The sequence below is a fragment of the Treponema sp. C6A8 genome (assembly GCF_000619925.1).
In the GTDB taxonomy this organism is placed as follows: Bacteria; Spirochaetota; Spirochaetia; order Treponematales; family Treponemataceae; genus Treponema_D.
Map to the genome: position 1 here is coordinate 585,399 of NZ_JHVB01000001.1, position 26,074 is coordinate 611,472.

31 protein-coding genes are annotated in these 26,074 nt (G+C 33.0%); 12 read left to right on the forward strand and 19 right to left on the reverse strand.

Annotated features, from left to right (window positions below; genetic code table 11):
* Window positions 1-21 precede the first annotated feature (21 nt).
* Genes T530_RS13345 through T530_RS0102690 form a run of 12 tightly spaced genes read left to right on the forward strand, consistent with a single transcriptional unit; the run spans window position 22 to window position 7,560 of the window.
* Entirely contained in the window at window positions 22-801 is a 780-nt protein-coding gene (locus T530_RS13345) for a hypothetical protein (protein ID WP_038073304.1), read from the forward strand.
* Window positions 801-2,303, forward strand: a complete 1,503-nt coding sequence (locus T530_RS0102640) for a hypothetical protein (protein WP_027727681.1) — start codon at window positions 801-803, stop codon at window positions 2,301-2,303. Before T530_RS13345 ends, T530_RS0102640 begins: the two co-directional genes overlap by 1 nt.
* Window positions 2,304-2,306: 3 nt before the next feature.
* Window positions 2,307-2,612, forward strand: a complete 306-nt coding sequence (locus T530_RS0102645) for a hypothetical protein (protein ID WP_027727682.1) — start codon at window positions 2,307-2,309, stop codon at window positions 2,610-2,612.
* Complete coding sequence (locus T530_RS13350) at window positions 2,613-3,194, forward strand: hypothetical protein (RefSeq protein ID WP_051537769.1); 582 nt, start codon at window positions 2,613-2,615, stop codon at window positions 3,192-3,194. It begins immediately after the preceding gene.
* On the forward strand, window positions 3,191-3,367 hold the full coding sequence (locus tag T530_RS15075) for a hypothetical protein (RefSeq protein ID WP_156011500.1): 177 nt from the start codon (window positions 3,191-3,193) through the stop codon (window positions 3,365-3,367). Before T530_RS13350 ends, T530_RS15075 begins: the two co-directional genes overlap by 4 nt.
* A gap of 2 nt (window positions 3,368-3,369) precedes the next feature.
* Window positions 3,370-3,651 (forward strand): hypothetical protein, encoded by a 282-nt coding sequence (locus tag T530_RS0102660; protein ID WP_027727683.1) that lies wholly within the window; start codon window positions 3,370-3,372, stop codon window positions 3,649-3,651.
* Complete coding sequence (locus tag T530_RS0102665; protein WP_027727684.1) at window positions 3,614-3,928, forward strand: hypothetical protein; 315 nt, start codon at window positions 3,614-3,616, stop codon at window positions 3,926-3,928. Before T530_RS0102660 ends, T530_RS0102665 begins: the two co-directional genes overlap by 38 nt.
* On the forward strand, window positions 3,928-4,479 hold the full coding sequence (locus T530_RS0102670; RefSeq protein ID WP_027727685.1) for a hypothetical protein: 552 nt from the start codon (window positions 3,928-3,930) through the stop codon (window positions 4,477-4,479). Before T530_RS0102665 ends, T530_RS0102670 begins: the two co-directional genes overlap by 1 nt.
* A gap of 2 nt (window positions 4,480-4,481) precedes the next feature.
* Window positions 4,482-5,489: a hypothetical protein gene (locus tag T530_RS0102675; RefSeq protein WP_027727686.1), complete on the forward strand. Its 1,008-nt coding sequence runs from the start codon at window positions 4,482-4,484 to the stop codon at window positions 5,487-5,489.
* Complete coding sequence (locus T530_RS0102680) at window positions 5,486-5,782, forward strand: hypothetical protein (protein WP_027727687.1); 297 nt, start codon at window positions 5,486-5,488, stop codon at window positions 5,780-5,782. The genes T530_RS0102675 and T530_RS0102680 overlap by 4 nt, the downstream gene beginning before the upstream one ends.
* Window positions 5,779-6,108, forward strand: coding sequence for a hypothetical protein (locus T530_RS0102685; protein ID WP_027727688.1), 330 nt, complete (start codon window positions 5,779-5,781; stop codon window positions 6,106-6,108). Before T530_RS0102680 ends, T530_RS0102685 begins: the two co-directional genes overlap by 4 nt.
* Window positions 6,109-6,117: 9 nt before the next feature.
* Window positions 6,118-7,560: a phage/plasmid primase, P4 family gene (locus tag T530_RS0102690; protein ID WP_027727689.1), complete on the forward strand. Its 1,443-nt coding sequence runs from the start codon at window positions 6,118-6,120 to the stop codon at window positions 7,558-7,560.
* 67 nt (window positions 7,561-7,627) lie between these two features.
* Here T530_RS0102690 and T530_RS0102695 read toward each other — a convergent pair whose 3' ends face one another.
* From T530_RS0102695 to T530_RS0102780, 19 genes are all read right to left on the reverse strand, one after another.
* Window positions 7,628-10,537, reverse strand: coding sequence for a DNA methyltransferase (locus T530_RS0102695; RefSeq protein ID WP_027727690.1), 2,910 nt, complete (start codon window positions 10,535-10,537; stop codon window positions 7,628-7,630).
* A 55-nt stretch (window positions 10,538-10,592) separates the two neighbouring features.
* Window positions 10,593-11,471 (reverse strand): ion transporter, encoded by an 879-nt coding sequence (locus T530_RS0102700; protein WP_027727691.1) that lies wholly within the window; start codon window positions 11,469-11,471, stop codon window positions 10,593-10,595.
* Window positions 11,472-11,488: 17 nt separating this feature from the next.
* Window positions 11,489-12,088 carry a DUF559 domain-containing protein gene (locus T530_RS0102705; RefSeq protein ID WP_038073310.1) on the reverse strand — a complete coding sequence of 200 codons (600 nt, stop codon included), beginning with the start codon at window positions 12,086-12,088 and terminating at the stop codon, window positions 11,489-11,491.
* Window positions 12,089-12,151: 63 nt separating this feature from the next.
* Window positions 12,152-12,457 carry a hypothetical protein gene (locus T530_RS15080; RefSeq protein ID WP_156011502.1) on the reverse strand — a complete coding sequence of 102 codons (306 nt, stop codon included), beginning with the start codon at window positions 12,455-12,457 and terminating at the stop codon, window positions 12,152-12,154.
* Window positions 12,458-12,596: 139 nt separating this feature from the next.
* Window positions 12,597-12,842 carry a hypothetical protein gene (locus T530_RS0102715; RefSeq protein ID WP_027727693.1) on the reverse strand — a complete coding sequence of 82 codons (246 nt, stop codon included), beginning with the start codon at window positions 12,840-12,842 and terminating at the stop codon, window positions 12,597-12,599.
* A complete protein-coding gene (locus T530_RS0102720) occupies window positions 12,832-14,577 on the reverse strand; it encodes a YqiA/YcfP family alpha/beta fold hydrolase (protein ID WP_027727694.1) in 1,746 nt (581 codons plus the stop codon). The genes T530_RS0102715 and T530_RS0102720 overlap by 11 nt, the downstream gene beginning before the upstream one ends.
* 10 nt (window positions 14,578-14,587) lie before the next feature.
* Window positions 14,588-15,241, reverse strand: coding sequence for a hypothetical protein (locus tag T530_RS0102725; protein ID WP_027727695.1), 654 nt, complete (start codon window positions 15,239-15,241; stop codon window positions 14,588-14,590).
* A 3-nt stretch (window positions 15,242-15,244) separates the two neighbouring features.
* Window positions 15,245-15,964 (reverse strand): hypothetical protein, encoded by a 720-nt coding sequence (locus T530_RS0102730; RefSeq protein ID WP_027727696.1) that lies wholly within the window; start codon window positions 15,962-15,964, stop codon window positions 15,245-15,247.
* Between the two features lie 12 nt (window positions 15,965-15,976).
* Window positions 15,977-16,561 carry a hypothetical protein gene (locus tag T530_RS0102735; RefSeq protein ID WP_027727697.1) on the reverse strand — a complete coding sequence of 195 codons (585 nt, stop codon included), beginning with the start codon at window positions 16,559-16,561 and terminating at the stop codon, window positions 15,977-15,979.
* A gap of 14 nt (window positions 16,562-16,575) precedes the next feature.
* Window positions 16,576-17,514: a hypothetical protein gene (locus T530_RS0102740; protein WP_027727698.1), complete on the reverse strand. Its 939-nt coding sequence runs from the start codon at window positions 17,512-17,514 to the stop codon at window positions 16,576-16,578.
* 20 nt (window positions 17,515-17,534) lie between these two features.
* Entirely contained in the window at window positions 17,535-17,891 is a 357-nt protein-coding gene (locus T530_RS0102745) for a hypothetical protein (protein WP_027727699.1), read from the reverse strand.
* A 100-nt stretch (window positions 17,892-17,991) separates the two neighbouring features.
* On the reverse strand, window positions 17,992-18,831 hold the full coding sequence (locus T530_RS0102750) for a DnaB-like helicase C-terminal domain-containing protein (protein ID WP_027727700.1): 840 nt from the start codon (window positions 18,829-18,831) through the stop codon (window positions 17,992-17,994).
* Between the two features lie 5 nt (window positions 18,832-18,836).
* Window positions 18,837-19,598, reverse strand: a complete 762-nt coding sequence (locus T530_RS0102755; RefSeq protein WP_027727701.1) for a hypothetical protein — start codon at window positions 19,596-19,598, stop codon at window positions 18,837-18,839.
* Entirely contained in the window at window positions 19,591-21,093 is a 1,503-nt protein-coding gene (locus tag T530_RS0102760; protein ID WP_027727702.1) for a PcfJ domain-containing protein, read from the reverse strand. The genes T530_RS0102755 and T530_RS0102760 overlap by 8 nt, the downstream gene beginning before the upstream one ends.
* Before the next feature lie 82 nt (window positions 21,094-21,175).
* Window positions 21,176-21,364, reverse strand: coding sequence for a hypothetical protein (locus T530_RS15085; RefSeq protein WP_156011504.1), 189 nt, complete (start codon window positions 21,362-21,364; stop codon window positions 21,176-21,178).
* A gap of 61 nt (window positions 21,365-21,425) precedes the next feature.
* Complete coding sequence (locus T530_RS0102765) at window positions 21,426-22,571, reverse strand: DnaB-like helicase C-terminal domain-containing protein (RefSeq protein WP_027727703.1); 1,146 nt, start codon at window positions 22,569-22,571, stop codon at window positions 21,426-21,428.
* A 12-nt stretch (window positions 22,572-22,583) separates the two neighbouring features.
* Complete coding sequence (locus T530_RS0102770) at window positions 22,584-22,937, reverse strand: hypothetical protein (protein WP_027727704.1); 354 nt, start codon at window positions 22,935-22,937, stop codon at window positions 22,584-22,586.
* Between the two features lie 23 nt (window positions 22,938-22,960).
* The gene (locus T530_RS0102775; protein WP_027727705.1) at window positions 22,961-25,303 is read right to left on the reverse strand and encodes an AAA family ATPase; all 2,343 of its coding nucleotides are present in this window, start codon (window positions 25,301-25,303) and stop codon (window positions 22,961-22,963) included.
* Between the two features lie 167 nt (window positions 25,304-25,470).
* Entirely contained in the window at window positions 25,471-26,067 is a 597-nt protein-coding gene (locus T530_RS0102780) for a hypothetical protein (RefSeq protein ID WP_027727706.1), read from the reverse strand.
* Window positions 26,068-26,074 lie beyond the last annotated feature (7 nt).

Sequence of the window (26,074 nt, forward strand, 5' to 3'; positions counted from 1 at the left end):
TTTACGCCGTATTATTACGGCATGACGATTCAGGGAAAGAGCTGCACACTGACTGCGGCAAGAGACGGTTACTATTATCCATTACCATACAGCGAGGAAACTGTAAGACTCGCGTCGAAAGGCTACGCTCTTCCCGGCGTTATTGGTGAAAGGAACAGAGAGAAACTCGTAATTTCTGGAAAGACGATTCAAGGGTGCTTTGTCACAATGCTTGAATACCAGATTGTTTTACCTCTGTTCCTTTTGCTTTTTTGTCCTGACGAAAGATTTGATCTGCTTGCTGACAGATTGGCAAGTAAGCTTATATATAAAAATCTTGGCACTAAAAGTTTTGAACTTCGTGCTGAAAACAAAAAATCCTTCTACCTGAAACTTGATGTAAACAACAATGATGATTCATACGTGACTGACTGGAACATTACTACCCCCTCTATGAAATGGGAGCCTTCCCGTATTTACACTTATGACGGCCACAAGGTAATTGCTGACAGAGTGACACTTCCACTTGTTTACGCTTTTGAATTAACAGGCAGCTTTACTGAAAAATCAAAGTTTCAGATTACTCTTCATTTTCCATTAAGTAAGGAACACTTTCCGACACAGAAGAAGATTGAAAAGCTTACGATTCAGATAGATGCAGAAGATGGAATCAGTCTTGATATTTATGACCTTGAACCGGTCGCAGATATGACTGACATTAACTGCGCTGATACTGTGCTTTGCTTTCAGAAGTACAACATTACTGGTGTGGTAGTTCTGAACATCCATAACCAGAATACAAAAACAACGGTGGTACTTTAATGAAGTTTTATGAATTGCCACCGGCTGTTGAAAGCGCAGTAAGAAATACAGATATCCGCCCTTATGTTAGAGTCCTTTTTGAATTAAAGGACAGTGATGTATTTATAGACAATGCTGACATTCTTGAGTTTGTTGCAACATCTTACAAAAGCGTTGAAGGTGGTATTGTAAACTGCGGTGAACTTACTCTTGATAACAAAAGCGGTAAATACGACGTTGAGAAAAACGAAGAACTTACAACTGGGCTTGGAGTTCAAATCTGGTATTGCTTTGGAGATAACAACAACACTTTTTTACGCTTCCACCTTTTTGTAGATGATAACGGCTTTCAAAATCAGGAAACAGGATTCCTTAATAAAACTACTAAGGTACGCCTGATTGATTTGAGTAAGAAACTTGATGATGCCAAGCTTCAGAAAAACTGGACTGAGGCAGAGACTCTTATTCATTGTAACGTATGCGATAAGACACAGCCGGAAAAATCCCTGGTACATCGTATTGCTGCACGTGGCGGAATTAAAACAAATGAAATCAACTGCGGAAAACTTCCGTTTGATGTTCCTTATGTTCTTGTTGAAGGCTCTGCCTGGAAAGAACTTTGTGCACTGGCTAAGGCATACAACGCAATTGTGGAATGCGGTAAAGATTTGACTTTGAGTTTTATTGAATCGCCTTACGATATAGAGAACATTTATATAGAAGAAAGTGATTACTTTTTGATTGAAAAAGACATTACCCATTACAGATTTTTTAATAACTACGAATCTTATGCAAACAATGTACGCCTTAAATATACCCGTTATGTGCAGACAGAAAAACAGGAGCTGTGGACTTATTCAGATGGCCCTGTGTGGTATGACGAGGAAATGAAAGCCTATTATCCATTTTCTGATGATTCAAGAAAGATTGTAAAGGATAAGGACTATGAGGCTATTTACACTGCAAAGAACATAGACGGAAAAACAAGAAACGTTGTATTTGCAGACCAGCTGAGCACTGAAGAAGATTTTATAAATGATATGGAAGTTACAGGAAACGAAAAGCCTGTAGTAATCCAGTATGACACTAAGAAATATAAAGACCGGGCAATCATTCAGCTTGGTAGAAATAATCAGCTTATTGGCTTAAAGAAAGCTACTATTTCTGGGCGCGCAATCATCAGCGAAAACAACTACAGCGTTTTTGTAAAGGATGATTCTGAAATTGAAAAGCACGGACAGATTGTAAGAAACGTTACATCAAAATATCTGAGTGATGACAGTTTTGAAAACGAGCCATTCTGCCAGCGGCGTGCTAAAGACCTTTTAGCAGATTGCATAAACACAAAAGGCTGCTACTACCTTACTACCTATATACCTATGATTGCCGCCCGTGTGGGTGCTTTTATGGATATAAGGCTTAGTAAAAACGGAAAGATTAAGAAAGTAAGAATTGAGGAGCTTACTTTCAGATACAAAAAAGAAGAGGCTTTTAGCTCGGAAATCTGGGTTAAGAGGGTTTAGAAAATGGAGGAAAAAACTATTAACGAGAATGAAGTTTTAGTAAATGCAATGAACAAGTTGACAGTAGAGCTTAGTTCATTCAGGGCTGAAATGCAGGAGTTTAAGAAGACTGCTGAGAAGAAACTTGAAGCGCTGGATAAAAGACAGCTGATGTGTCAGGTAAATCCGGGAAGCTGTGCAAATGCAAGAAAACTTGAAGAGCACATTAAGGCTGACAACGGACGCTTTGGGAAGATTACAGGAATTATCGGCTGTGTAATTGCCTGTTTTAATTTTGCTGTTTTGTTTATTAAGGGAGTTAAAAACTAGATGGACGAGAGAGAAAAAGAAAAAGTTCAGTTCCGGCTGATGCTTGAAAGCGAAAAGGAAATTGTAAAGAAGCTTAGCGAAAGCGAAAAGTACAAGTATTTTCTTGGCCGTATGCAGTTTCTGAAATACACAAGCGGTAAAGAAAACCTTTTGGAAGCAGATTGTTCGGGCTCAGTATGCCTGGCACTTCTGCTTGCTACAGGCTGCAGCATCCGGGTGACTGCGGATAGTCTTTACAGGAAGTTCTTCACTGTAAAGAACCCTGAAAAGGATGACATCAAGGCAGCTTTCTTTATTACCAACTATGACAGGAAACTGAACGGCCGTCTTTACCGCGAAGGAGAATGCGCCCACGTTGCAGGTCTTTGCGGAATTGATGTTGTGCTTAATTGTGTTGAGCCTCATTCAGTTCTTAGAAGCCTAAGCGATATGAGGCCTTTTTACAATGCTATGGATTATTCGGTTGTAGTAAGAGGTTTGAACCGGGAGGCACTTCAGAAAGCAAGTGATGAAGGAAACCAGCTTTTTGGAGCTGACTATGAGTTTGAACAGATTTGTAATGCAATAAATGGAGAGAGATGATGATTGGCTATAGATTCAAAAGACTTATTGAAAAGCTTGTTTCGTTCAAGTTTGTAATGTTTGTAATTGCAACTATTTTAAGGTGCTTTAACCTTATCGGCTGTGCTGAATGGCTGACAGTTGCTCTGGTTGTAATTATGGGGCGCGAAGCTCAAAAGATTCTTCAGAGGTAGATATGGCTAAGGTATGGGAAACTGTAAAGAAATGCTTTGAAATTACCGGAATTGTTCTGAGTGCAATTCTTTTAGGAAGTCTTGTTGCAGAGAAAAAACGTGAAGAAAAGGAGATTGATTTATTTGAAACAGAAAGGATTAACCAACTTGCGGCAAAGAAACGAGAAGAAGCTCTTATGCGTATTGAGCGTGCTGATGCTCGCAAGCTTGCAGAAAGTTACAGCGGAGTGTGTGACGCAATCTGTGATGGTAAAGAGCGATTCAGAAACAGATGCAAGGATTGAAAAGATTATGGAGATTGCAGAAGAAGAAATTGAAAGAACTGCACAAGAAGCTGTAAAGGCTGCCCTTTTAGAGGTGGGAGGTGAAATGGCTTATAAGGAAGAGATGATAAATCAGCTTGAGAAAGCAAACGCAGATTTGAAGTTTGAAAACCTTAAGCTGAATAAGGAAATTAGCAGTAAAAAGAAAAACTTCTTTTATGGAACTGTGACCGGTACGGTGATTGGAGTTGTTACCAGCAGTTTGATATTTGGAATTGTAAACGGAGTAATCAGATAATGAAAGATAAAAAAAGAATTAAAGGAATGGTGAGCGTTACTGTACGTGACGAAAAAGGAAACATTAAGTGTTACAGAAGAGGCATCTTCAGAAAAATGTTCGGACTTCCAGCAAAGAAGATGAGCTTTAAGCACCATAACACTATAACAACCCAGGGAGATGGGCTCATTGCAAACTGGATGCTGGGAACTCCTACTATTACCAAGGTGGATGGTACTAACGGTTATATGGTTGTGGGTACCGGATGGACTGGAAGCAGTACAAAAGCAAACACATCTGTAAATACTAAAACAGGAGACTACAAGAAACTTGATTCAGGATTTCCAAAGACAAAGGCTGCATTTGGAAACGAAGGACAGAATGTTGTACTTTACAGAGCAAGCTTTGCGGCAGGTTCTCTTAATTCAAACGGCATTAATGAAGTTGCTCTTATGAATGGAAATTCTTCTGCAGCGAAATGTCTTGCTTATGCACAAATTACACCGGCAGTAAATGTAACGGCTTCTGATACGCTTCAGATTGACTGGCAGATTACAGTCTGCGGGAGCTGATAATGGGAACCTGTATTCTTGGGAATAATAAAAATCCTGCTTTACCATGTTATGCACCAGACTGGTATGCTTATTGGGAGGAAGATGACGACGGGAATGAATATAAAGTTGAATGCGACTGCGAAGTCTTTATTGAACATTCCTGTTTAGGCTTTTTTGATACTGTAGCTAAAAACTCAAAAACAACAAGTGTATCTTTTAATTTTTATTATCTGGCACCGACAAGCCCCGGATGGGAAGATTCTTATGATATAGAATATAGTACCTACATACCAGTTGTGTTTAACTGTGATCAAAACGGGAAACTCCTTGAATTACTAAACCAGACTTATCCTTATGTTGCTGTAGAAGGAACAGCAAACGGCTGGAAAAGAACAGAGTTTACACTAAAAAGAAAACTAAAAAAAGGTGAAAGCATTTATTACGGCTTTTATTCTGCTTACTGTGGAATTGCCTTTTCACAATATAAAGGAACAAGCCGAAAGATTGGAGAAGTTTTTCCAAGTAATCACTCCTGGACATTCGAAACAAATGTTAATGAACTTACTAATCCGAATTTTATAGGAACACAGAAATGGTATTTAACTAAAATCGATGCCTGTTTTTACCTAGAATATGAGTTCGAGCTTGAAAAGTTCGATTACAAGGTAACGGCTGGAAGTTCTGCAAACACTAAAGATGCACTAAAAAGAGTTTTAGGTAACAAGAGATTTTGCCAGTCAGAAACAAATACAACAGATATTCATAACAGGATTTGTCATTATAAACGACTTAATAACAGCAATTCCAGGCTTTTGGAAAATGTTAAAAGAAGCTGGGAAAGTTACAGAAATAATATAGAAAGTATTTCCTTTATTGCTCTTCCTTTTGCCAGCCGCATTTTCTATAGAACTGTAAAAACAATTATGAGCTTTTGGGACTGGTTGCGAGGGAAAATCAGAGAAGCAAATAACGTAGTTACTTTTTATTGTCCTATTACCTTAGAAATTGAAATGGAGTGCCGTATATGAAACGTATATACAAAGCTAATACAAAACTCAGAGTTATCGTAAATACAAAATGCAATCTTACTGGCTGTATAAATGCAAAACTTCGATGTGCTAAGCCAGATGGTAGTTTTACTGAATTTGAAGCCGGAATTAAGGACTATGAAAACGGAGTTCTTTTTTATGATGTTCAGAGCCAAGATGACTTTGACCAGGCTGGCTGGTGGATTTTGTGGCCGGAAGTTTTCTTTGATGATGACAGTATGACTTTTGGCGAGTCTGTGAAATTTTTTGTGCACGAGGCAGGAAGCTTATGACAAGTGATGATTATGAAGCAATTGAGTATTACCGCGAGGCAAAGGCTTTTGTAAAAGAGATTGATGAGGATGTGGAGCTTTATAAAAAAATCAGAATGATAAATGCGGTAAAGCCAAACCAAAAAGCTGATAACTTTACTGCTTACTGGACGCTTGAGAAATATGAAGACTTTCCACATTCTCTTATTTTTTTATACGAGAAAAAGAATGAGATTGTGGAAAGCATTGTAATGAACTGTGGCGGAATTGCTGACAGTTTTGAGGCTTTGCAGCTGCGCCTTATTAAGTATTACGACGTCTTAAAAGAACACGAAAAAATTGAATAGGAATTAAAAATGAAAAAGAAAAGAAACGACCCGCCACTAGAACCACACGTAAGAAGAGCCATTGAAGAACTGAGCCGGGATTTGAGGGCTAACAAGTTTGTTGAAGGCGAAAAACAGTTTACTGACATTACAAACCGCGATTATTTTCTTAAGGCCTTTGGAGATAGAATCCGCTACTGTAATACGCTGAATAAGTTTCTTATCTGGAACGGTACCTGTTGGGAAGTTGATAATATGGGACGCGTTGAAGAAGACTGTGTAGACTTTGTACATCAGATGTACCGAGGCTTACGTTTTATTACTGACAGGAATTTGCAGGCAGCCTTTGAAAAGCACCTTTTGAAAAGTGAAAGCTACAGAAGGATTATTGCATTGATTGGTCTTTTGAAGATGAGCCGGGATATTAAAGTCAGCAGTGATATGATGGACCGTGATAATTATATATTCAACGTTGAAGGTACAACATTAAATCTTGCTGAAGGAAAAGGTATGAAGCCTCAGCCGTCTCATTTAATCAGTAAGAAAAGTAAATTTATTTATGACCGCGAAGCAAAGTGCCCGACCTGGGATATGTTTTTAATGCAGATTTTTAATAACGATATGGATCTGATTCACTTTGTGCAGAAGGCCATGGGCTACTCTCTTAGCGGTGATGTGAGCGAACAGTGTCTTTTTATTCTATGGGGAACCGGTGCAAACGGCAAATCTACATTTCTCAATGTTTTGCAAAACCTCTTTGGTGATTATGCATGTTCGACAGGTACAGAAACTTTTATGAAAAAGACTTCTGAACAGAGTAACGACCTGGCAAGACTAAAGGGAGCAAGACTTGTTACAACAAGTGAAGCTGAACAGGGAAAACCTTTGAGCGAAAGTCTTATCAAACAGATTACCGGTGAAGATGCCATTACGGCACGATTTTTGTACGGGGAGTTTTTCAGCTTTACACCGACTTTCAAAATCTTTATGGCAACAAACCATAAGCCACGCATTAAAGGTGCGGACAATGGTATTTGGCGACGAATTAAAATGATTCCTTTTACTGTAACAATTCCACCTGAAAGACGAGATAAGAAGCTTTGTGAAAAACTTATGGCGGAAAATTCCGGTATTTTGAACTGGCTTATTAAGGGCTATGAGTTGTGGAAAAAAGAAGGACTCAGCGAAGAACCGGCAGCCGTAAGGGATGCTAATGCTGAATACAGATTTGATATGGATAGTGTGGGAACATTTGTTGCTGACTGTCTTGAAATTGACGCAAGCATGAAATGGCGGCTTAACAATACTCTTCTATATAATACATATTTGAAATGGTGTACGAAGAACAATGAGCGGGCAAACAGTCAGAAGTGGCTTAGTATGCGTATGCAGGAAAAAGGTTTTAAGAGAATGGTAACGAACAGTCAGCGAGTATGGGTGGGCCTTGTGCTGAGGGAGGAATGGAGATGTTAGAATTAGGGTATAAAATTAAAATATTTTATACCCTAAAAACAACACTTAATTTAAGTTATTTTATGACTTATGTCTCCAGTCTTACACAATCATCAGAAATATACTCTGAAACATTTTTTATAATTGACGGTAAACCAGGTGGAGTTATATTTTTACCAGATTCCTCTTTCTTATGACATTCATAATTTAGATTTAACAGAAATTCAAGAATATCATCATCATCTTTTATTCCGTAAGCTAATTTTACAGCATTATCTAATTTATTCTGAATTTCAGAAACAGGATTATTTGGGGTAGATTCTATAAGTTTATACAAATCTCGAAGTGAAAAATTATTTTTTTCCATGATTTCATTTCGCTTGATTCTTAATTCACAAGAAAGTTTTGCAATTTGTCTTATATCTTTTTCTTTGGGATTTTGAGGCCAAGGAAATGAATCAAAAACTGTATCAGATGTATAACGAGGATCTCCTTTCAGAGATGAACATCTCGCATTAAACCAAAGCCAGTGTATAGTGGAAGAAAAAATACCAAAAGAATAATCATCTTCTAATGGAAAAACTACTAACGCATCATTTGGATGTATCTCAGATGAAATAAACTCAAAGATAGGTCTTTTCGTTACACGAGAACAAACAATATAACGTTTTTTACTTTCAAGAATATTCATCACTTCATTTCTAGGTCTGAAAAATTGCCACCAAGATTTATATGCATTTTCATGATCATGGTTTACTTTTGCATTAGGATTTTTCTTTAACGTCTCTTCATTTTTTCTTTTTTCTTCTTCGGCTTTCGCATTTTTTTCTGGCTTTACCTTTTCTTCAATAATTGTGAAAAGCTCTTTAAATGTGGATGCTGCAAAAATATCTTGCTTTCTAAAATCTATTACATATCTATCCGGTTGAGATTTTTTTGCACCAACAAGTCTGTCGCCTATTAAAAATGGAAACAGAACTTCTTTATTCTTAGGATTTTTATCCAGTAATTCTTTTGCTTTATCTAAATCTTTGATAAGGAAAAATTCATTACCATGTGTCTGACCTTGATAACAAAAACCCTCAGATTGATTTGTTTTTAACGCAAATGCAGTCTTTACATCACAACTAGATTTTAAGGCAGAACTAATATTTGTAGGATTTTCATGTTCAAAAGGAGAATCTTTAGAATCACCTTTTTGTGTAGTAAGGGTTTTATTTCCTTTATAGTTATCTTTAATCCAGTTAACTATTGATACATGAACAACAGCATCACCTGACCAGACTTGAGTACTAACTGCGTCAAAAATAGTGCCACCGTTATCAACAATATAATCAAGACCACCAACTCGAGAATCATTTTGTCTTATAGTATTTGTTCCAACTAAACCTGCGCGTTGTCCCTTTTTCATCAGTTCATGTGCTTTTCTGAACCAAAAAACACAATAATCTGCTCTTCTCGGAACATCAGGAAAGTTTTGACGGACTTCTTCTATGTATGCATTGTCCATTTCAGCTTTCATTTTATTTTTGCTCTGATAAGGTGGATTTCCAATTACTACATCGAATTCAGGCCAATCTGTCAATAAAGCATCCTGACAAAGAATATTATTATCCATATTATCCAGCGGAAGACTGGAATCTATTTCAAATAAAGTGTCACCATACCAATGTTTATGCCATTTATCTGCCCCGATTTCTTTTGCAAGCATCATAGTTACTTTAGCAAGCTCTACTGCTACAGGTTGAATCTCTATACCAAAAAATTGTGTTGTTGAAATAACACTAAAAGGATAAAGCTTAAGAATGGATTTTTTTGAATTCTTTTTAACTAACAGTTCAGAGATTTTATCTAAAATATCAAGTTCTATTTGCTTTAATGCAAGATACGCAACAAATAAAAAATTACCACTACCACAAGCCGGATCCAAAACTTTATAAGTTTTTAATTCCTTGATTAACTTATCCAAAGCTTCGACAGTTTTTGCTTTTTCAAGTTTTTCTTTCCATGGTCTAACAATACAAGGATTAACTATCTTTTGAATATCAAGCTCGCTTGTAAAATGTGCTCCATATTCATGTCTTTGTGCAGCATTCATTGTACCTTCAAATAAAGAACCAAAAATTGCAGGGTTTACAGAAGTCCAATCTACTTCACATGCCTTTTCGAGTAACCGTAAGCTAGTGAAATCCAGTTGAAGGGGCTCAACTTTCTTAAAAAGGCCACCATTAAAATACGGAACATTTTTATATTTTCCGCCTTCTGCTTGTGTTTTACTTGACATCTGTCTAAACAGACCACCAAGTTCATCATATGTATTTTCTTTTCCTGATACACAATTCTTTACTAAAGTTGTGAATAAGCCATTTGGTAAAAGTCCAAAATCTTCACTAAACATAGATAGAACACATTGAAGTAAAAACCTTTGAACTTTTAAAGGGGGTTCTTTTTTATCAAAAACTTCGTATTTATATATCTCACCAATTGTTCTTGCAACATCTTTAGAAATCTTTTCAATATTGTTATGGAAATTAGGTTCTCTGCCATCTGGATACATAAAATTGAAAGCTGATTTACGTGATTTTAAATCATCTATAGAAATTATATCTGCTAAAGAAAGATAATCATAAATAATAAATACATCAAAATTACAAAGAATTATATAACGAGGTTTTTGGGCCTTTGGGCCAATAACAACAGAAGGATTCATTTCAATCCAGTAATTTTTTACTTGCTCAAAATGCTTTTCAAGATTTTTTTCTGCTCGTTTTTTCATTTCTATTAAAACACCAGGTTGTCCTAATGGCGCGAAAAGACAATCAGCGAATTTAGTTGTATCATCAGAAAATTTTATTCTTGATTCAAAAGTACCTCCAGCGGTAACGACATCCTCATAACCAAATATTTGAAAAAAATGATTAAGAAAAGTTTGAGCTTCACCTTTTTCATCACCTTTTAATGTCTTTGCAAATTTAATAAATTCTTCTGCTGATTTCATTACTTCCTCTTATTTACAATCTAATTGTAACTGTCTTTTACTTATTATTATATTTTTAAAATTTTTTATCAATTTTTTCATTAATTTCTTCAATCTGTTTAGCCAGGGTTTCCAGAGTTACTTCAGATTTTTCATCTGAATCTTCATCAATTTCTTTGCGGCTGTCATTTACAGCATCTACGATTACTCCGACGATAACGTTCATAATAATTGAAGCTTCAAAGAAATTGTATGATACAAAATAAATCCATGCCCAGGAGAATCTGGCAATAATCACGGATGAATTAATACTTGTTAAACCAAAGAGAGAAAAGAAAGCAAGTTTGAGACTGCCAAAATAATCTGGAAAATCGATACTAAAAATACTTGTGCCTATAATCGCATAAACGTAGGCAAAAATTAGTAATAGCGAAAAGGTCCATAGTACACTCGGGAAGGCTTTTATAATTGCCTTTACCATAACTCTTAAACTTGTAATGCCGTTTATGAGTTTTAAGGTTTTCATTACTCGGAGAGATTTTAAGCCTTTTATGAACTTAATTGATTTGAAAACACGGAAAACTCGGAATACAGCAAAAAATGGAAGAGAACCTATTGTTGAAACTAATACAATGAATAAATCAAAAATATTCCATTTGTTCATATGGAAAAATTTTTCACCATCTTCATCAGTCCGAATTTCACCAAAGAATTCACGATTATAGGCAATAGCTTTTATAATAAGTTCAAAAACAAAAATATATAGACAAATCTGGTCTAACCAGAATAATAAATGAGAATATTTTTCTTCAATTGATGGGGATGTTTCTAATCCTAAAATAACTGTATTGATTATTACAACCAGAAGCATAAAATATTCAAAGAGAGTATCAGCTTCTCCATCTACATAATATTTAAGTCTTTCACAGAAATTTTTGTCTTCGTCTTTTATCATTTTTATATTCCCTAATTTTATTTCTTTAATTTATTTATTTCTTCTTCAAGATATTCAACGCCTGACAATGCCGGAATATTTGCATCTTTTAATGCTTTAAGATTTACCTTATATTGCTCTGGAAAATTCAGGAACTCTTTTGCCATTCTTCTTATACCAGCAGGGCATAAATATGCTGGTGAATGGCGACCATTTATTCCTAAAGAAGGAATTGAAGCATCAAATAAAGGTTCATTTACTGTAACTCCAAATAATTGCTTAACTACGTCATTTGAAAGTTGAATAAAATAAGGGATTCTTACAACTTTATAACCACAACTTTCATAGATTTTCTGATTCTTTTCATCTTTTTCTATAGTATCTGGATTTTCATAATGTGGGAGACCATCAAATTCAACAATTAATTTTAAGCTTTCACTACGATAATCAGGTCTTATACTGTATTTTTGCCCATTATGTTCACCGAAGGACTTATTATGAATCCAATCATGAGTATTAGGAAAAATAACTTCCAGATATTCATTTAACCCTGTCCTTATTAAACCTGTATCTTTATCTTTCCCTGCTTTTATTGCTAACTCAGTTGTTTCTCTAATAAAACCCCATGTTTTACCCATATTTTTTTTTACTCCCAAAAAAATGAATTAAAGGGAGCATACAACAGTACACTCCCATAGATTTTACATATAGAAATGATAACCGGTCGGGCTTTTATGGCAAGAGCCACCTGTTGCGGAACCTGAAGAATGACCACAATAACGGCACACATAAGAACCTGAATGTTCGCCTATGTAATAATGGTAGCCAGAAGCTGTTTTGTTACAGCTGCCGCCAGTTGCAGAACTTGATTTGTGTCCACAGCCAGAACAAATGTAACCATCATCACATTCTTCCATATAATCATGTGAACCTGTTTCGCTTTTTGAACAACTTCCTCTTGTTGCAGAGCTTGATTTATGACCACAGCACCTACAAATATAACCCATAAAATCCTCCTAATGTTTTTTATTAGTATATATATTATAAACCCGTTTTATTTGTTATGCATAATACTTCTAAATTAATTTCAATGTAAAAAAAATATCTTCAATATGATTCAGATATTATTTTTTGTTTATTGATTATTTACTCACATACTCTTTTAATCTTTTCTATTTCTTCATTAGATAGGCTGCATTTGTATCTACTTTCAACAAGAGCAGGCTCATCAGTGACCGTCATAGCAAGAAGAGTGTTGTCATATGGATTTTCGAAAAATATAGTTTTTTGTTTCTGTAAATCACCAGAAAACGTACAGTAAATATTACAGGGAAGATTATACTTTGGGACGTCTTTAGGACGGATGATTGTATAAGGTGATTTATTTTTCATATTCTGAATAATCCACTCCAAACTCTTTGCGGAAAGTCATAATGAGACTTTTGTCTTTTCTTGCTGCAATAACGTATTTTTCATTACATTCATCACAACACCTGTGAATTTCGCCAGCTTCTTTATAATAGATTGGCCAGGTAGAATTGCCATCTCCATCAAAAACTTTATTGCAAAAGCAACAGAAGTTTTTTCCTTCGTCAGGACGGAGAATCTCGAAATCATTTATATCACAATCTTCTTTATCATTATTAAATGAATCTTGTAATTCCTCTTTAAGCTTAGCAAGATCTTTTACAGCTTCTTCATAGCTCATATCATCCATATCAATGTAGTATTTTTTTGAAGGAAGAACTGTATTAGAATTCCATTTATATTGATTATAGCTATAAACAATGCGATATTTTGGAATGTGACTATCTGGATTTACTTTCAATTTAAGTGCAGCATGAAATGTTGGTGAATCAATTATTCCTTCTGCATGAAGTAAAATTATTCCTTTATTTATTCTTACAAATTTCCTAATTGTTTCAATTTCTTCATCAGACAAAGAACATTTTTTACGCTCCTCTAAAATACGAGGAATGCTATCAATTGTCATACTGAAATACTCTTTAGTTTTCGGATCACAAAAACGAATTACATTTTCGTAAGCAATAACGCAGGCCCAGCTGTCAAATTTGAGATAAGGAACTTTTCCCCAACTTGTTGAACAGCCACACAATACTTTACAAGGAAGTTTTAATTCTGGGATGTCTTCTGGATGAATTGTTGTTGAAAAGAAACCAAAAATTTCATAATAAAACAAGTCTTCCATTACTGTATAAAAGTGGTTAAGGAGTTCTTCAAAGTCAGAATAATATGATAATTTTTTGATAACATAATTTTTATATTTTAATTTTATTTGACAAATCTTAATAGTATTAAAACAATCTACTATAGCCATACTGTTAAATTCATCAATAATTGCAAAAGAATCAAAATCATCCTTTAGAATCTTTGAAAAGGAGTAATATTTTTCTGGTGAAATCTTGTTACCACAAATTCTATCTGTAAAATCTATTAATGCTCTATTAAAACTTTTTGCTTCATCATCAATTTCTTTCTTTGATTTTATTAGTTGGTGAATAATATGGACTTGAGTATGTACCAGGACTCTTTCTCCAAAGTACTTTTCTGCATGTTGTATGCCACTTGTTAAATACTCTTCTTCGATACTATGATGCCCCTTAATTAAAATACTGTTTGTTATTTTGCATTCTTTGTAACAAAACAATTTATCAAATGAATCTTTAAAATGAAATAATTCATCATCTCTAGCAAAAATACCGAAGGTATGGAGTTTTTGTTCTTCTGAAATCGATTCATATTTTTCCATTTTACGGAAATCAGATAATACAGCTTCTGAAAGAATGATTGGATTACCAGTTGTTCTGTCTTTTAATTTTGGAATTTCTATAGATGGATACAGACAGGGATTTATTACAAGTTTGTCGATTAAATCTTCATACTGTAAAACATAAAAAGCCCCTAGAGAAGCTCCGATTAACAGTTCTATATTATTTTCTTTGCAGTATGCTTTAATAAGCTGCTGTGTTTTTGAAATATCAGTATGCAAATGTGGAAATGGAATTGAATGAATGTTCCAGTTCCTGAGAGTTTTATTTAATGTTTCAAAAGTTCCGCCTTTTGGATTTCCCATAAAGCCGTGAATATATAATGCGTTTCTTTTCATTTCAAACTCCTTATTTTAAAAGATAATTGCAAAATACTTCTAAAGAGCCTTTACCTTGCATCAAAGCTTGGGCGGCTTTTAGAAGTTCGAAGTTTTCAACATCTTCTTTCAATTCTGCATATTCCAATGTTAAAAGGCTTGGATGATAGTGTTGGAAACATAATTGTTTTTTGTTGTTATAGGATGGTTCTAAAGCTTCGACTCGGCAGCTAATATCTGTTGTATCAAGATAAAAGCCTTTTTTCATAAGATTCTTTCTGAATTTGATTCCTTTTTTATAATCTGTTTCATTTTTACAGCTTGCAAAAATTGCAATTTTGTCGTCCCCAATTGTATGTACAAAATCACCATTTCTGAATGGATAAGGAACCTCAATAAATGCGTTTGTAAAATGCTCTTTATGAAACCATTCAACTTTTTTTGCATCTTTTGTACGAATACATTCTTTAAGCTGGTTATGAAACTCATTGTATGCAGCATCATCTTTTATAGTTTCATCTATTTGATTTAAGAAAGAAAGCTTTTCCTCATTAGAAAGTTTTGGGTTTTGATATATGAGTACCGCCTGTTCGAAAGGGCTAAAGATTCGATTTTCTTTTTTGCATTGAGTAATAATATCTTTTGAGGCGATAAGTTTTTCTAATGGAATGTTTAATTCTTTCATAACTCAATTCTCCTGTTTAGGTTTACTATTCGCTAAAATAGCAGTCATAAATTTTCCTATTAGCATATTATATAAACGAAATGCAACTGTTACTTTTTTAGCTTCGATTTTATTTAATGTATCGATTTTACTTAGAGAGTACGTCTCTGCAGCGAACCGAGATTTCTCTTTAATTTTGTGTAATACATTTTTATCTAGTGTAAAGAAGTTTTGTTTATATATTTCTGTAATCAAGGCTATAAATCTTTTTGCAATAGTTTTAAAAGATTTATAGTTCTCATTTATAGAATTACTTTCGTTATTTGTAAGTAATGGCCCATTTACAGGTACAAGCAAAAATGGGAAAAATAATGCATTAAGTTTTTCATCCATATCTAAGAAAGTTTCAAATAATGATTTAATAATTGTATTTTTAAATATAATGCCAGAAGTCTTTGGGACCCTATATTCTTCTATTGTATTAAGAGTTTTTGAATCAATAATACGAACAGAGTACAAGGTTTCGCCTTCAAAATTAGCACCATTTAATTCTTCGAATAACTCTTCATAAACTTCTTTTGCAGAATAAGATAGAAGATTTTTAAGAGTTGTACTGTTCATTATTAGCCATTGTTTTTTCCAGTTATTACTATCAGATTCATAAATAATAAATTTTTCAAAACGAGACCGGATTACATCAAGAGAAAATGAACTGCTGTCGAATCTTAATTTGTTATAGTCCATAGTTTTATCCTATTATTTTTGAACCTGCATTTTATTTACCCAAGATTTTACAGCATAAAATAAAAACCTTGATGATATATAAAGACAACTGATTTGAATTAGAACAAAAAAAACTGCAACACCATAGTATGTACTGAAATAAAAACACTTTTCTTTAAATTGTTTTATTAAAATAAATGTTATTGAAGCAAAAATACAAATTATATCAGTAATAATTAAAGGTGAAGATAGTTTGTCATACATATCTAGCCAGTTCATAGAATCATTTAATCTTTCTTTGCAAGCTTCAGTTTCTTTTTGAGTAAATTTTCCTTTTTTACAATTAACATCTAAGGAATAATGTACTCCCGGCCAAGATGCATGCATATATTTAAATGGCAGACGAGCAAAATAACACCGAAACTTTTTACAAAGAAACCAGATGTTTATAAAATAAACCAAAGTAAGAATAACAAAACATATTAGAATATATTTAGCTTCAGTTATTAAAACAGTATTTGACCATAAAGGTACAGAATTACAAAAAGAAATTACGAGAAGCAATAGAAATTGCGAAATATAAACTGTGAGGACTTCCGTCCTTATTAGTTTATTCATAATTATCACCTCAATTATTCGATATCCAGTCTAAATAAAGTTCTTATTTTCTGAGCAACAGCCTTATCTTTCTTTGCAGGTTTTACATATTTTCTATAACAGCGTTTGCAGCACTGTGCATATTGAAAATAAATATCATTCCATCTGTTGATGATTGGTTCGCATGAAAGCCCGTTATATGTGAACACTTTTTTGCAGAAAAGGCAGGTTGTTTCTCTTTTACGAAAATTAAAAATATGTCCTAAAGGACCTTTAGCATATGAATCAAAATATTCAGTAAAGAAAGGATTTTCTATTTTTACAAAACTATTTGTGCATTCATCTTGTGGATCTGCACACAGATGGATAACACCGCCCCAGGAGAAACCATTATTTTCTGCATAATGGTAAGCTTCATCAAAACTCTCTGCATAGCCGAGATATTTCCAATTATTTTCCTTTATCTGACTTCTATATGCATATTTTGACTGCCATTTCTTAATTTTTTTATTTAGAAGAAAACCCAATGAATATGGTAAATAAGAATCGTGAGACGCTAAGGCATATATCTTGAATTGAAGTGGATATCTTAAATAATAAAGAAGCCAATAGAACTGTTTTATTTTTTCTTCTTTTTCACTACATACTTCGCTATTTTTAATTGCATAAACAGAATCAATTGCTTTTCCAGCACAGAGTTTTACTAATCTGGAATTTTCTTCTGCCTCAGCATTTTCTTTGCCAGCGTATGAAATTGGATTATCATTGTTCATTTCTTCGATAAATGGTAAATCCTGAAGCTTATATTCTGAAATAAGTTTTTTGTAATTTTCTATTTGGCTTGATACTTCTGTAAATAAATCTTCTATATTATTTGATTTATTACAAGCTTCTATAAAACGCTTAAGCTTAATGAGGCATACTTCAATTTCTTGATTAATAACTTTAAGTGTTATTTTATAATTTTTACCCATTATTATACCTCCCTTAAGATTTATGCAGCATTTGAAACAATATTTGAAACTTCTTTAATTCCCATATCAATAAGTTTCTGGATTTTATCATCCTGATTTGCTGGAAGTTTCTTAAAATTTTTTAATTCTTTTAGATATTCTTTTGCAGATTTAGCAATATTATTTATTGTTCGTTCGTCATTTACATCTTCTTCTGAAACTTTTAATGCATCATCCAGCTTAAAATAGGCATCTTTTAACAATTCCAATTCTTTCCAGTTTTCGTTAACAGAAGAACAAAATTGGTCTAGCATCATAATGTTCAAATAAATTGTGAAAGAGTTTAATGTTGTAAGATAAACTTTTATAGCATTGCTGCCATTCTTTTTATTATTCATAATGACCTCCTTAAAACTGGTTATCTATAACCAATATATATTATAAATTAACAGTTGTCAAATATTTCGGTTATAAATAACTAAATTGAAAGGATAAAATTTACTCAATAGACTCACTAAAAGAAAAGTCATTCTTATCGAAAACCAATGGTTGATGTCTGCTATAGAAGGAGTCTTCGCATAAAGCCTTAATTTCAAACCTATCAATTTTTCCATCAGGATTTATTTCTGTTCTTTGTAAAAGTAATTGTGTATTTGAATAAAGTCTTAAAAACTCAGATTTCTGTTCTAAGTTTTTTTCTTTTTCAGCATTATCAACTACATAGAATAAGATTATTGAAATATTTAATTCTATTGCTAAAGCCCTAAGCTTTTTTGCAATTACTTGTTGTCGTTCTCGTTTTGTACCAATTTCACAATCTAGAGGAATAGAATTTAGATTATCAATGAATACTACTTTTAGATTTTGCAGGGAAGTTGTAATACGAATATCATTACATAATTCTGTGAACGACTTTGAATGAAACATAGAAGTAACAAATGAAGCATCAGATATTAAATTGCAGGATTTCCTTAAAAGATCCAATTCATAAGTTTTTATCATACCTCTTGCAAGTTTATACGGGGATTTACAAGAGGATAAAGCAAGTAGACGAAGTCCTACTATTTTTGAACTGACAGTGTCAGAAAAATAGCCACAAGGAACCATATTACTTATTGCAATATTATAAAGTAATTGTAACGCAAAAGCTCTATAAGCAAATTGATATGCACAGATGGATGTTAAACTTCCAGGCTTCAAACCTGTTGTAGCACTATCTAATACGGAAAAGCCAGTCCTTATTCCTGAGATACCAAGAGGATTTTCCATATTTTCTAATATAAACCCCATTGCTTCTTCAGCGAATTCTTTTGATGTTTTGTAATTCAAATTAAGCATAATTTCTACCCCCCAATATCATATTCAACGTACGGAATGAACCAAAAACCTGTGTTTTCTGTGTTTTCTGTGTTTTCTGTGTTTTCTGATTTTTCAGTATTATTAATTAATACTTTTAAGTCAGTTTTAAAATTTCCTTTTACAATACCAGTTTCTCTTGTATTTATATTAAAAACGGCATCTCCAGGATTAAAAAAATGATTAATTGTCAATCGCTGCCGCCAATGGCGAAGTCTGTTTTGTAAATTTATTTGATTTTTAAAATCAAAATATTCGAAATATTCTTCATATGGATCATTATCAAGCCATAATAATTTGCCTGTCATATCATAATTGCCCTCAATGATGTATTCATATTCTTTTGGGTCTATATAATGTCTTCTTATTATAAAATTTGAACTATCAAGATTATTTTCTTGAGCAATTTTTAAAATTTTATCTATTGATGAGGAACATATTTCTGAATTGCTTGTACTATAAAAAATCCGTGGCCCAGACTTTATAAATTCGTAATATAAGTTAATTTCCTTATTTATCTCGTCTCTTATAAACGGTATTAAATCAGAATCTTCATATATATCGCGACATTCATATTTAAGAATTTCCAAATACTTTATTCTATCCTCCATAGATAAAGTGACATTTAAAAGTATTAAATCTGCAAGTAAAAAATGAGAAAGTTTTTCTGATGTAGGTAGCATTTGCCAGGCTCGAACAACAGAGGATGGAAAAGCTGCTACTAATAAAGAACGATAATTTTCATTCATTAACGTACCATCCTATATTTCGTTCTCTGGACCATTTTTTAATCATTATTTCCATATGAGGAGATAAAGGTTTATTACAAATACCTAATGCCTGCACAATAGTTCCAAGCATTGTATTAATTTCAATACAAGCACGATAAACACCGTTTTCTTTTACTCCAACGATAAGACTTTTTCTTGATAATGCTTTTTGTCTATATGCAAGTCCAACGCAGTTATGCATTTTTGTACCCAGGTCATATAAAGCATTTGTATCGACCGGGAGAATAAACTCATAATTTGTATTTTGGTTGTCTTTTAAAACTGCATTTAATATTTTATCTTTATCCAAATACGGAATAACTTCATTATTAACAGGGGCTTTGTATGTCTTAGGAAATGCCTCTACAAGAGCATCGTGTATTTCACGTGAGAAACATTCTTTTTTTATTCTTTTTTTTAATGTATCTGGAATAGCTGTGCCTCTGGAATAATACATCTGAGCTGCATCAAAAAAAGTATGATACCCATCTTTCATTGCTTTCATAAGTTTGTTCATTGTCAGTTTTTCGCTTTGAATTGTTAGACTTTCTGTGCACCAGCGGTTTATAATTGTTACAGCGTCATTTGCAAAATCATTACGAAAGTAAAAAAACGAGCTATAGACAGTTCTATCTACCACAACTATTCGTTTAGTTTTATTGTCATATTTAATATTCTGAAAATATGTATTACAAAGTTCCGTATCTTCAAGAAATGGAGTTATAACATTTACATCTGAAAATCCCCAGTATTTCAGAACCCCATAAATAGGAAGAGCAAGAGGATTATTGTCAAAAATTCGACGCATACGTTTAAAAGGTTTTATATGAATGTAATTACAAACTTCCTGATATGGATTTAAATTCTTCCTATCTATTATGGAATTATATTCTGTACCAAGAAAATTTTGTAAGTCTGCAAGCTGCGGACAAGCTGGACAGATTACAAAATCATTTAAAGCATCTATACCTGTTTTTTGAGAAGAATTCTTTATTTTTATTCCGAGAAGTTTTTCTGCATATTTTGATAAATATTCCTGAATATCATTTGTAACTGAAGCAGGAAAATCAATTGAATAATTTTCCAGCCATTCATCAGATTCATAAGGAACTATAGAACCTGTTTTCATACAAAGGTTCAAGATTTTGTACGCATAATTATACCTTCGTGCAGTACCATCAAGCCAAGTATAAATAAAATCTGCACGAATCTTAACAGAGTTACGCGTAAAAATTGGAATTACTTCTATTTTTGAAAGAGTCCATTTATTTATGGGTACTAAAGGACTTTGAAGTGGAATTCCGCATTGAAAATATATTTTTCCAATACTGTTTTTATTACAGGTTTCCCATTGTTTATGTGTAGGACACCAGGCTTTATTTTGTTGTAATGAAAAAGGTATAAAAAGAGGAAAGAATATATCGTCTTTTGAGCAATTCCATTTCTGGCTTTTATAATTATATGTATAATACATACTTTCCTCCCTTCATAAAATCTTAAACAATCAGCAGAAGGTGGACACCCTTCTGCTGATTACTAATCAAACTAAATGTTGATTAGTTAGGTTCATACTTCTTGCAATTGTTTGAAGAAGTTCCATCCTTGTCTGGGTCCTGACCGCACTTACTTGAATTTGTAAGACTGCCAGCATCATGGCAACGGTGTGGTGAACTTGAGTTTTTTACATACTCATAGTTCGCACAGGTTGGACATAAATGACAAGGTAAATTCTTTGCACTTGGCATAATTTGTGCCTCCTATAAAAAACTATTTTTTAAGCTTTACGACGTAAAGCCTTTAATAAAATTACTCGTCGATTCGTATAAATAAACCACTGGTAATATATGATTGAAATACCTGATAAAAACCATCATATCTAGGAGGATAAATACCAGTAAGTATTAATTGTTTATTCTGTATTTTACTTCTAACAATATTTCGAACCAGTTCTTCTTGAATAGATTCTTTATAAGCAAAGTCTTCTAAGCCATCTATTATGATACAATCTTGTTCCCAAAGCTCTTCCTTAAAATTATTAAACTTAAGTTCCTTGATTGAAGAAATAAATGAATCATAAAATTCATATCCATTAAAATATTTAATTTTTTTATTTGGATAATTTAACGAATAAGATTCGATAAACTGATTAATCAGATATGTTTTTCCTGAACCACTTTTTCCATATATATAAATTGGATTGTATTTTGCATTATTTAATATTGCAGCATCCAATGCTTTCTCTGCAAATTTATGGCCTTCGGTGAACAAATAACCATTGGAAGTAGAGCCTCGATTATTCTTTACAATTTTAAATTGTTTTAGTTCATTTTCTCTATTTTCTAATAAAATGATTAAGTCGCATATACTTTCTAAAACACCACAGCCTCGAATACAACTGAGCGAAAGCTCGTCAGCCTCATATGCGGATCCAATTGGTAAAGTAAATACTATTACAATATTTAACTCTTTTGCTAATTTTTTGAGTTTCATTAATGTTTTATAATACTGGTCATACATAGGCTTCTTATTATTGTTAGGAAAAAGAAGTCTGATGTAATCTATGAAAATTATTTGAATTTCGTTTTGTTTAGATATTTTGTGAACTATTGATATTAATTTATCCGTTTCAATTTTACTGTCATCAAAAATTGATAATTTAAGAGAATTATATTTCTGTTCAGAATCTTTTAAATCTAACTTATTATCCAAAACTTTTGATAATGGTTCTTTAGATATGCAGGATAAAATCTTTGCAGACAATAGTTTTTTTTCTGTTTGTAATGAGAAAAATAATCCTGTTTTATCTTCGCAAATATTTTTTGCAAGTTCACAGAGAAAAGTGGTTTTGCCACATCCAGGTCTTGCGCCAATCATTATTAATTCCGAAGGATAAAAACCTTTAATTAATGTATCTATTTGTTCAATACCAGTTGGGATAAATTTAAGTTCCATAAATACCTCCAATTATTTGATTTTCAAAATCTCATCTGAGATATTTAAACCTTCAGTAATACAGCTTTGAATTTTGCCTGTATTAACTTCTGGTAATTTACTGAAGGCTAAAAGTTTTTCCTTATAAGTTCTTGTTATTCTATTAATACTAGATTTATTAATATCACCTTTAGTTGCTTTATGAAGTAAATCAGAAAGCTTATGTAATAAACCATGTAATTCATCTAATTCTGGCCAATCTTCTTTTATTTCATGACAATATTCATAAATAAAGAGCATATTGAAATTAATATGTACACCAGCATCACCATAGCGTGTATGTTTTAATACATGGTCAATTCTTTTCTGTAGTTCTTTATTTACCATATACTAACCCCAAAAGATTCCTTTTATGCAGTAAAACCGATTTTGTGTTCACTTTCGCCGTTTTCTTTATTCCACTGCTTTTTCTTTTCCTGTTGAAGTTTTTTTAGTTCTTCGAGAATATAGTCTGAATTAACATCATCTGGGTTCATAAAACGGATGCGGCTTGAAAGTGCACCGAAATCGCCTGGGGTTACACTTTCCATATCTTCAAGACTTTCAATCTGGTTGTTTGAAAGATGATATGCCGGGAAGTAACGGTCTGCCATAATTTTAATTCCTTCAAACTTCATTGGTTTGAATTCTATCATCATATGGAAACGACGCTGCATTGCTGGATCCATAATATTGCGCAAATTCGTTGTACAGATGAGGATTCCTGAGAATTCTTCCATTTGAGTAAGAAACTCATTTACTTGTGAACGTTCCCAGCTGCGCTGTGCCTGGTCTCTGTCATAGAAGAATGTATCTGCTTCGTCAAACAGAAGAATTGAATCTGAATTTTCAGCTTCCATAAAAGCGTCACGTATGTTCTGTTCGCTTCCACCAACATATTTATCAAGGATATCACTTGCACGTTTGAGAATTATAGGTTTACCGAGCTGTTCTGCAATATAACGGGCAAGTTCTGTTTTTCCTGTGCCGGAAAGTCCATAGAAAAGCATACGGATTCCACTTTCTGTTCCTTTATTCTTTTCCGCAAACTTTGCAGCATTTTGAACCATTTCAACTACCTTCAAAGGATTCATACTTGCATTTAATACTTTTGGATCATATTCTGCTTTAACAGTTTCACGCATTTTTGTTTTCCCATTCAAAAGAAGCGCATTTTCTTTCATTACAATTTCTGCCTTTCTAAGAAGTTCTGAAGTAGAAGTGTAATTTATGCTTTCGATAGTTTTGCCAAGATTATCTACACTAGAACCACTTAGGTGATATTTATCAAGCATCTGCAAAAGTTCAATTTTTATATCATCTTCAAGAGACATTTGTGAAAGTTTGGATTCTGCAATAGAACGGAGAGTAGATGCTGGCATTGAATCAAACTTGATACTGAATGTAAATCGACGGCGAGTAGATTCATCAATCTGATCCTGGTGGTTAATTATATAAATAACTTTATCTTTATTATTTTCAAGCATCTTGTTTACAGTACCTTTTGTAATTGTTGGTGTTATCATTCCAAAAAGGCCGCGTTCAAGTGTTTTTAATATAGTATCAGCTTCATCCACAACAAAAACAGAATCTTTCCATTCCATTGAAAGTAGACAGGCAAGACGACCAAGCATATTTCGATTGCAATCAACTTCTTTTTCATTTTTGAAAATATAAATTTTCTGATTAGTTTCTTTTCCAATGGCTTTAGCAAGTTCAGTCTTACCAGCCCCTGGCTTACCATAAAAAAGAATTGAAACAGGATTCTTTCCTTTGAGTAAATCAATTGAAATTTCGATTGATTCAGCTTTCACAGAGAATGAATTGAGATTGTAAGCATTTGAACAATCTAAAGGTTTTACTAAGTCTGAAAAATAAGGATAGATAGACTGTTCAATGATACATTCATCAAGAGAAGTGTCATACTCCCCATCATTGTCTACAAAACCAAATGTTTTAATTTTTCCATCATTCCGTAGAATTGCCTTGTATTCACTATAGGAAACACCAATAATAGTTGAGATACATTTTCCGGCAGCTTTTGTATCATCAAATTCGTCTTCAAAAAAATTACGGAAAGATCTATTTGCTTCAAGACGGCTTTTGAAAAGAATATAACGAGCTTCTTCTTCTGAAAGATTTACCTGTTTAACAAGAAACTGGGTTTTTGAAATATCATATACAAGTTTTTTTTGTTCATTTGTTAAGGTGATTTCATTTTTTAATTCCAGGTTTTCATCATCTGAAAAAATAACTGCATTGATGATTGATGAAAATACAGGGGCTTCAGTAACAAAAATAATACGGAAAATATTTACAAGATTTTCTGTAATTGCCACACGAGAAGGCATTTTGCGGTCAACTCTTCTATCCTGTTCGTAATAATAATGAATTTCTGAATCACTGAATGACATATTATCATCTACGGGAGCCTTTTTATAAGGAATCAAAAGGTTCTTTTTTTCGAGGTTTTGTAATTCAGTTTTTAAAACTCCAGCAAGACGTTTTGTTTTTCCTATTTTTTCACAGGTAGTAATGAAACTAACAATTACATCATCATATTGTTCTATGAGCTTATAATTGGAAACATTTTCGAACATATTGGAATAATAAAAGCAGAGTGAATATGCTTCGGCTATATTCTGTGCTTTTAGGGTTGAATTATTTTTTGCTGAACGGCGAGATTTTAAAACTGAACCAAGTGTATATGCCATAGACAACTCCTTTTAATGTATTATAAGGTTATATATAACTACATAAAGCGGTTATGTATAACTAATATATAATACACAAAAGTTGATTTGTCAAGTAAAACGGTTATAAATAACTAAATAATTAAAAAAAAGAAAAAAATTGCCTGCCGGATAAGGCAGGCTTATATTTATTTTGATATCATCTTATCAAACAGCATCTTTCGATTTCGATTTTGTAGCATATATTTTGTTAGAAGTTCAATTCTTTTACGATCTTCTTCTTCATATTCTTTTACAAACTTTTCCTGGCATTTTTGTACCTCATCTGTAAATGGAACTGTAATACGTTCGAGATTCTTTACAGGGAGAGTAGGAATCGTGTTCTTGATATAAGCATTATCTAAACGTTCAAAACCTAATTGGCTTTCAAGAAAAGCTCGAATATATAATGGACTTATATTTTCTTTACAACGTAGGATATAAAAGTTTTGAGAGACTATAATCTTTTTATCTTCAAGATTTTTAGCTAGGGCAAATTTGGGTTCGCCCATTTTTGTAAGGACTATATCATTCTCTTTTAATAAATATTTGTATTCACGGTCTTCTATATTTTTTAGAAAATCCATTTCATTGTTGATGTAATTGTTTTCGATATTGGCGATTCTGAGATATTGAATACCTGTATTTTCAGAAACTGTACGCTCCTTGATTTCAGACGGGGAAATTGAAGCGCCCCTGTTTATTTCTAGAAGTTGAGATATAGGTATTTCAATTAAATCAGCCATAATTATA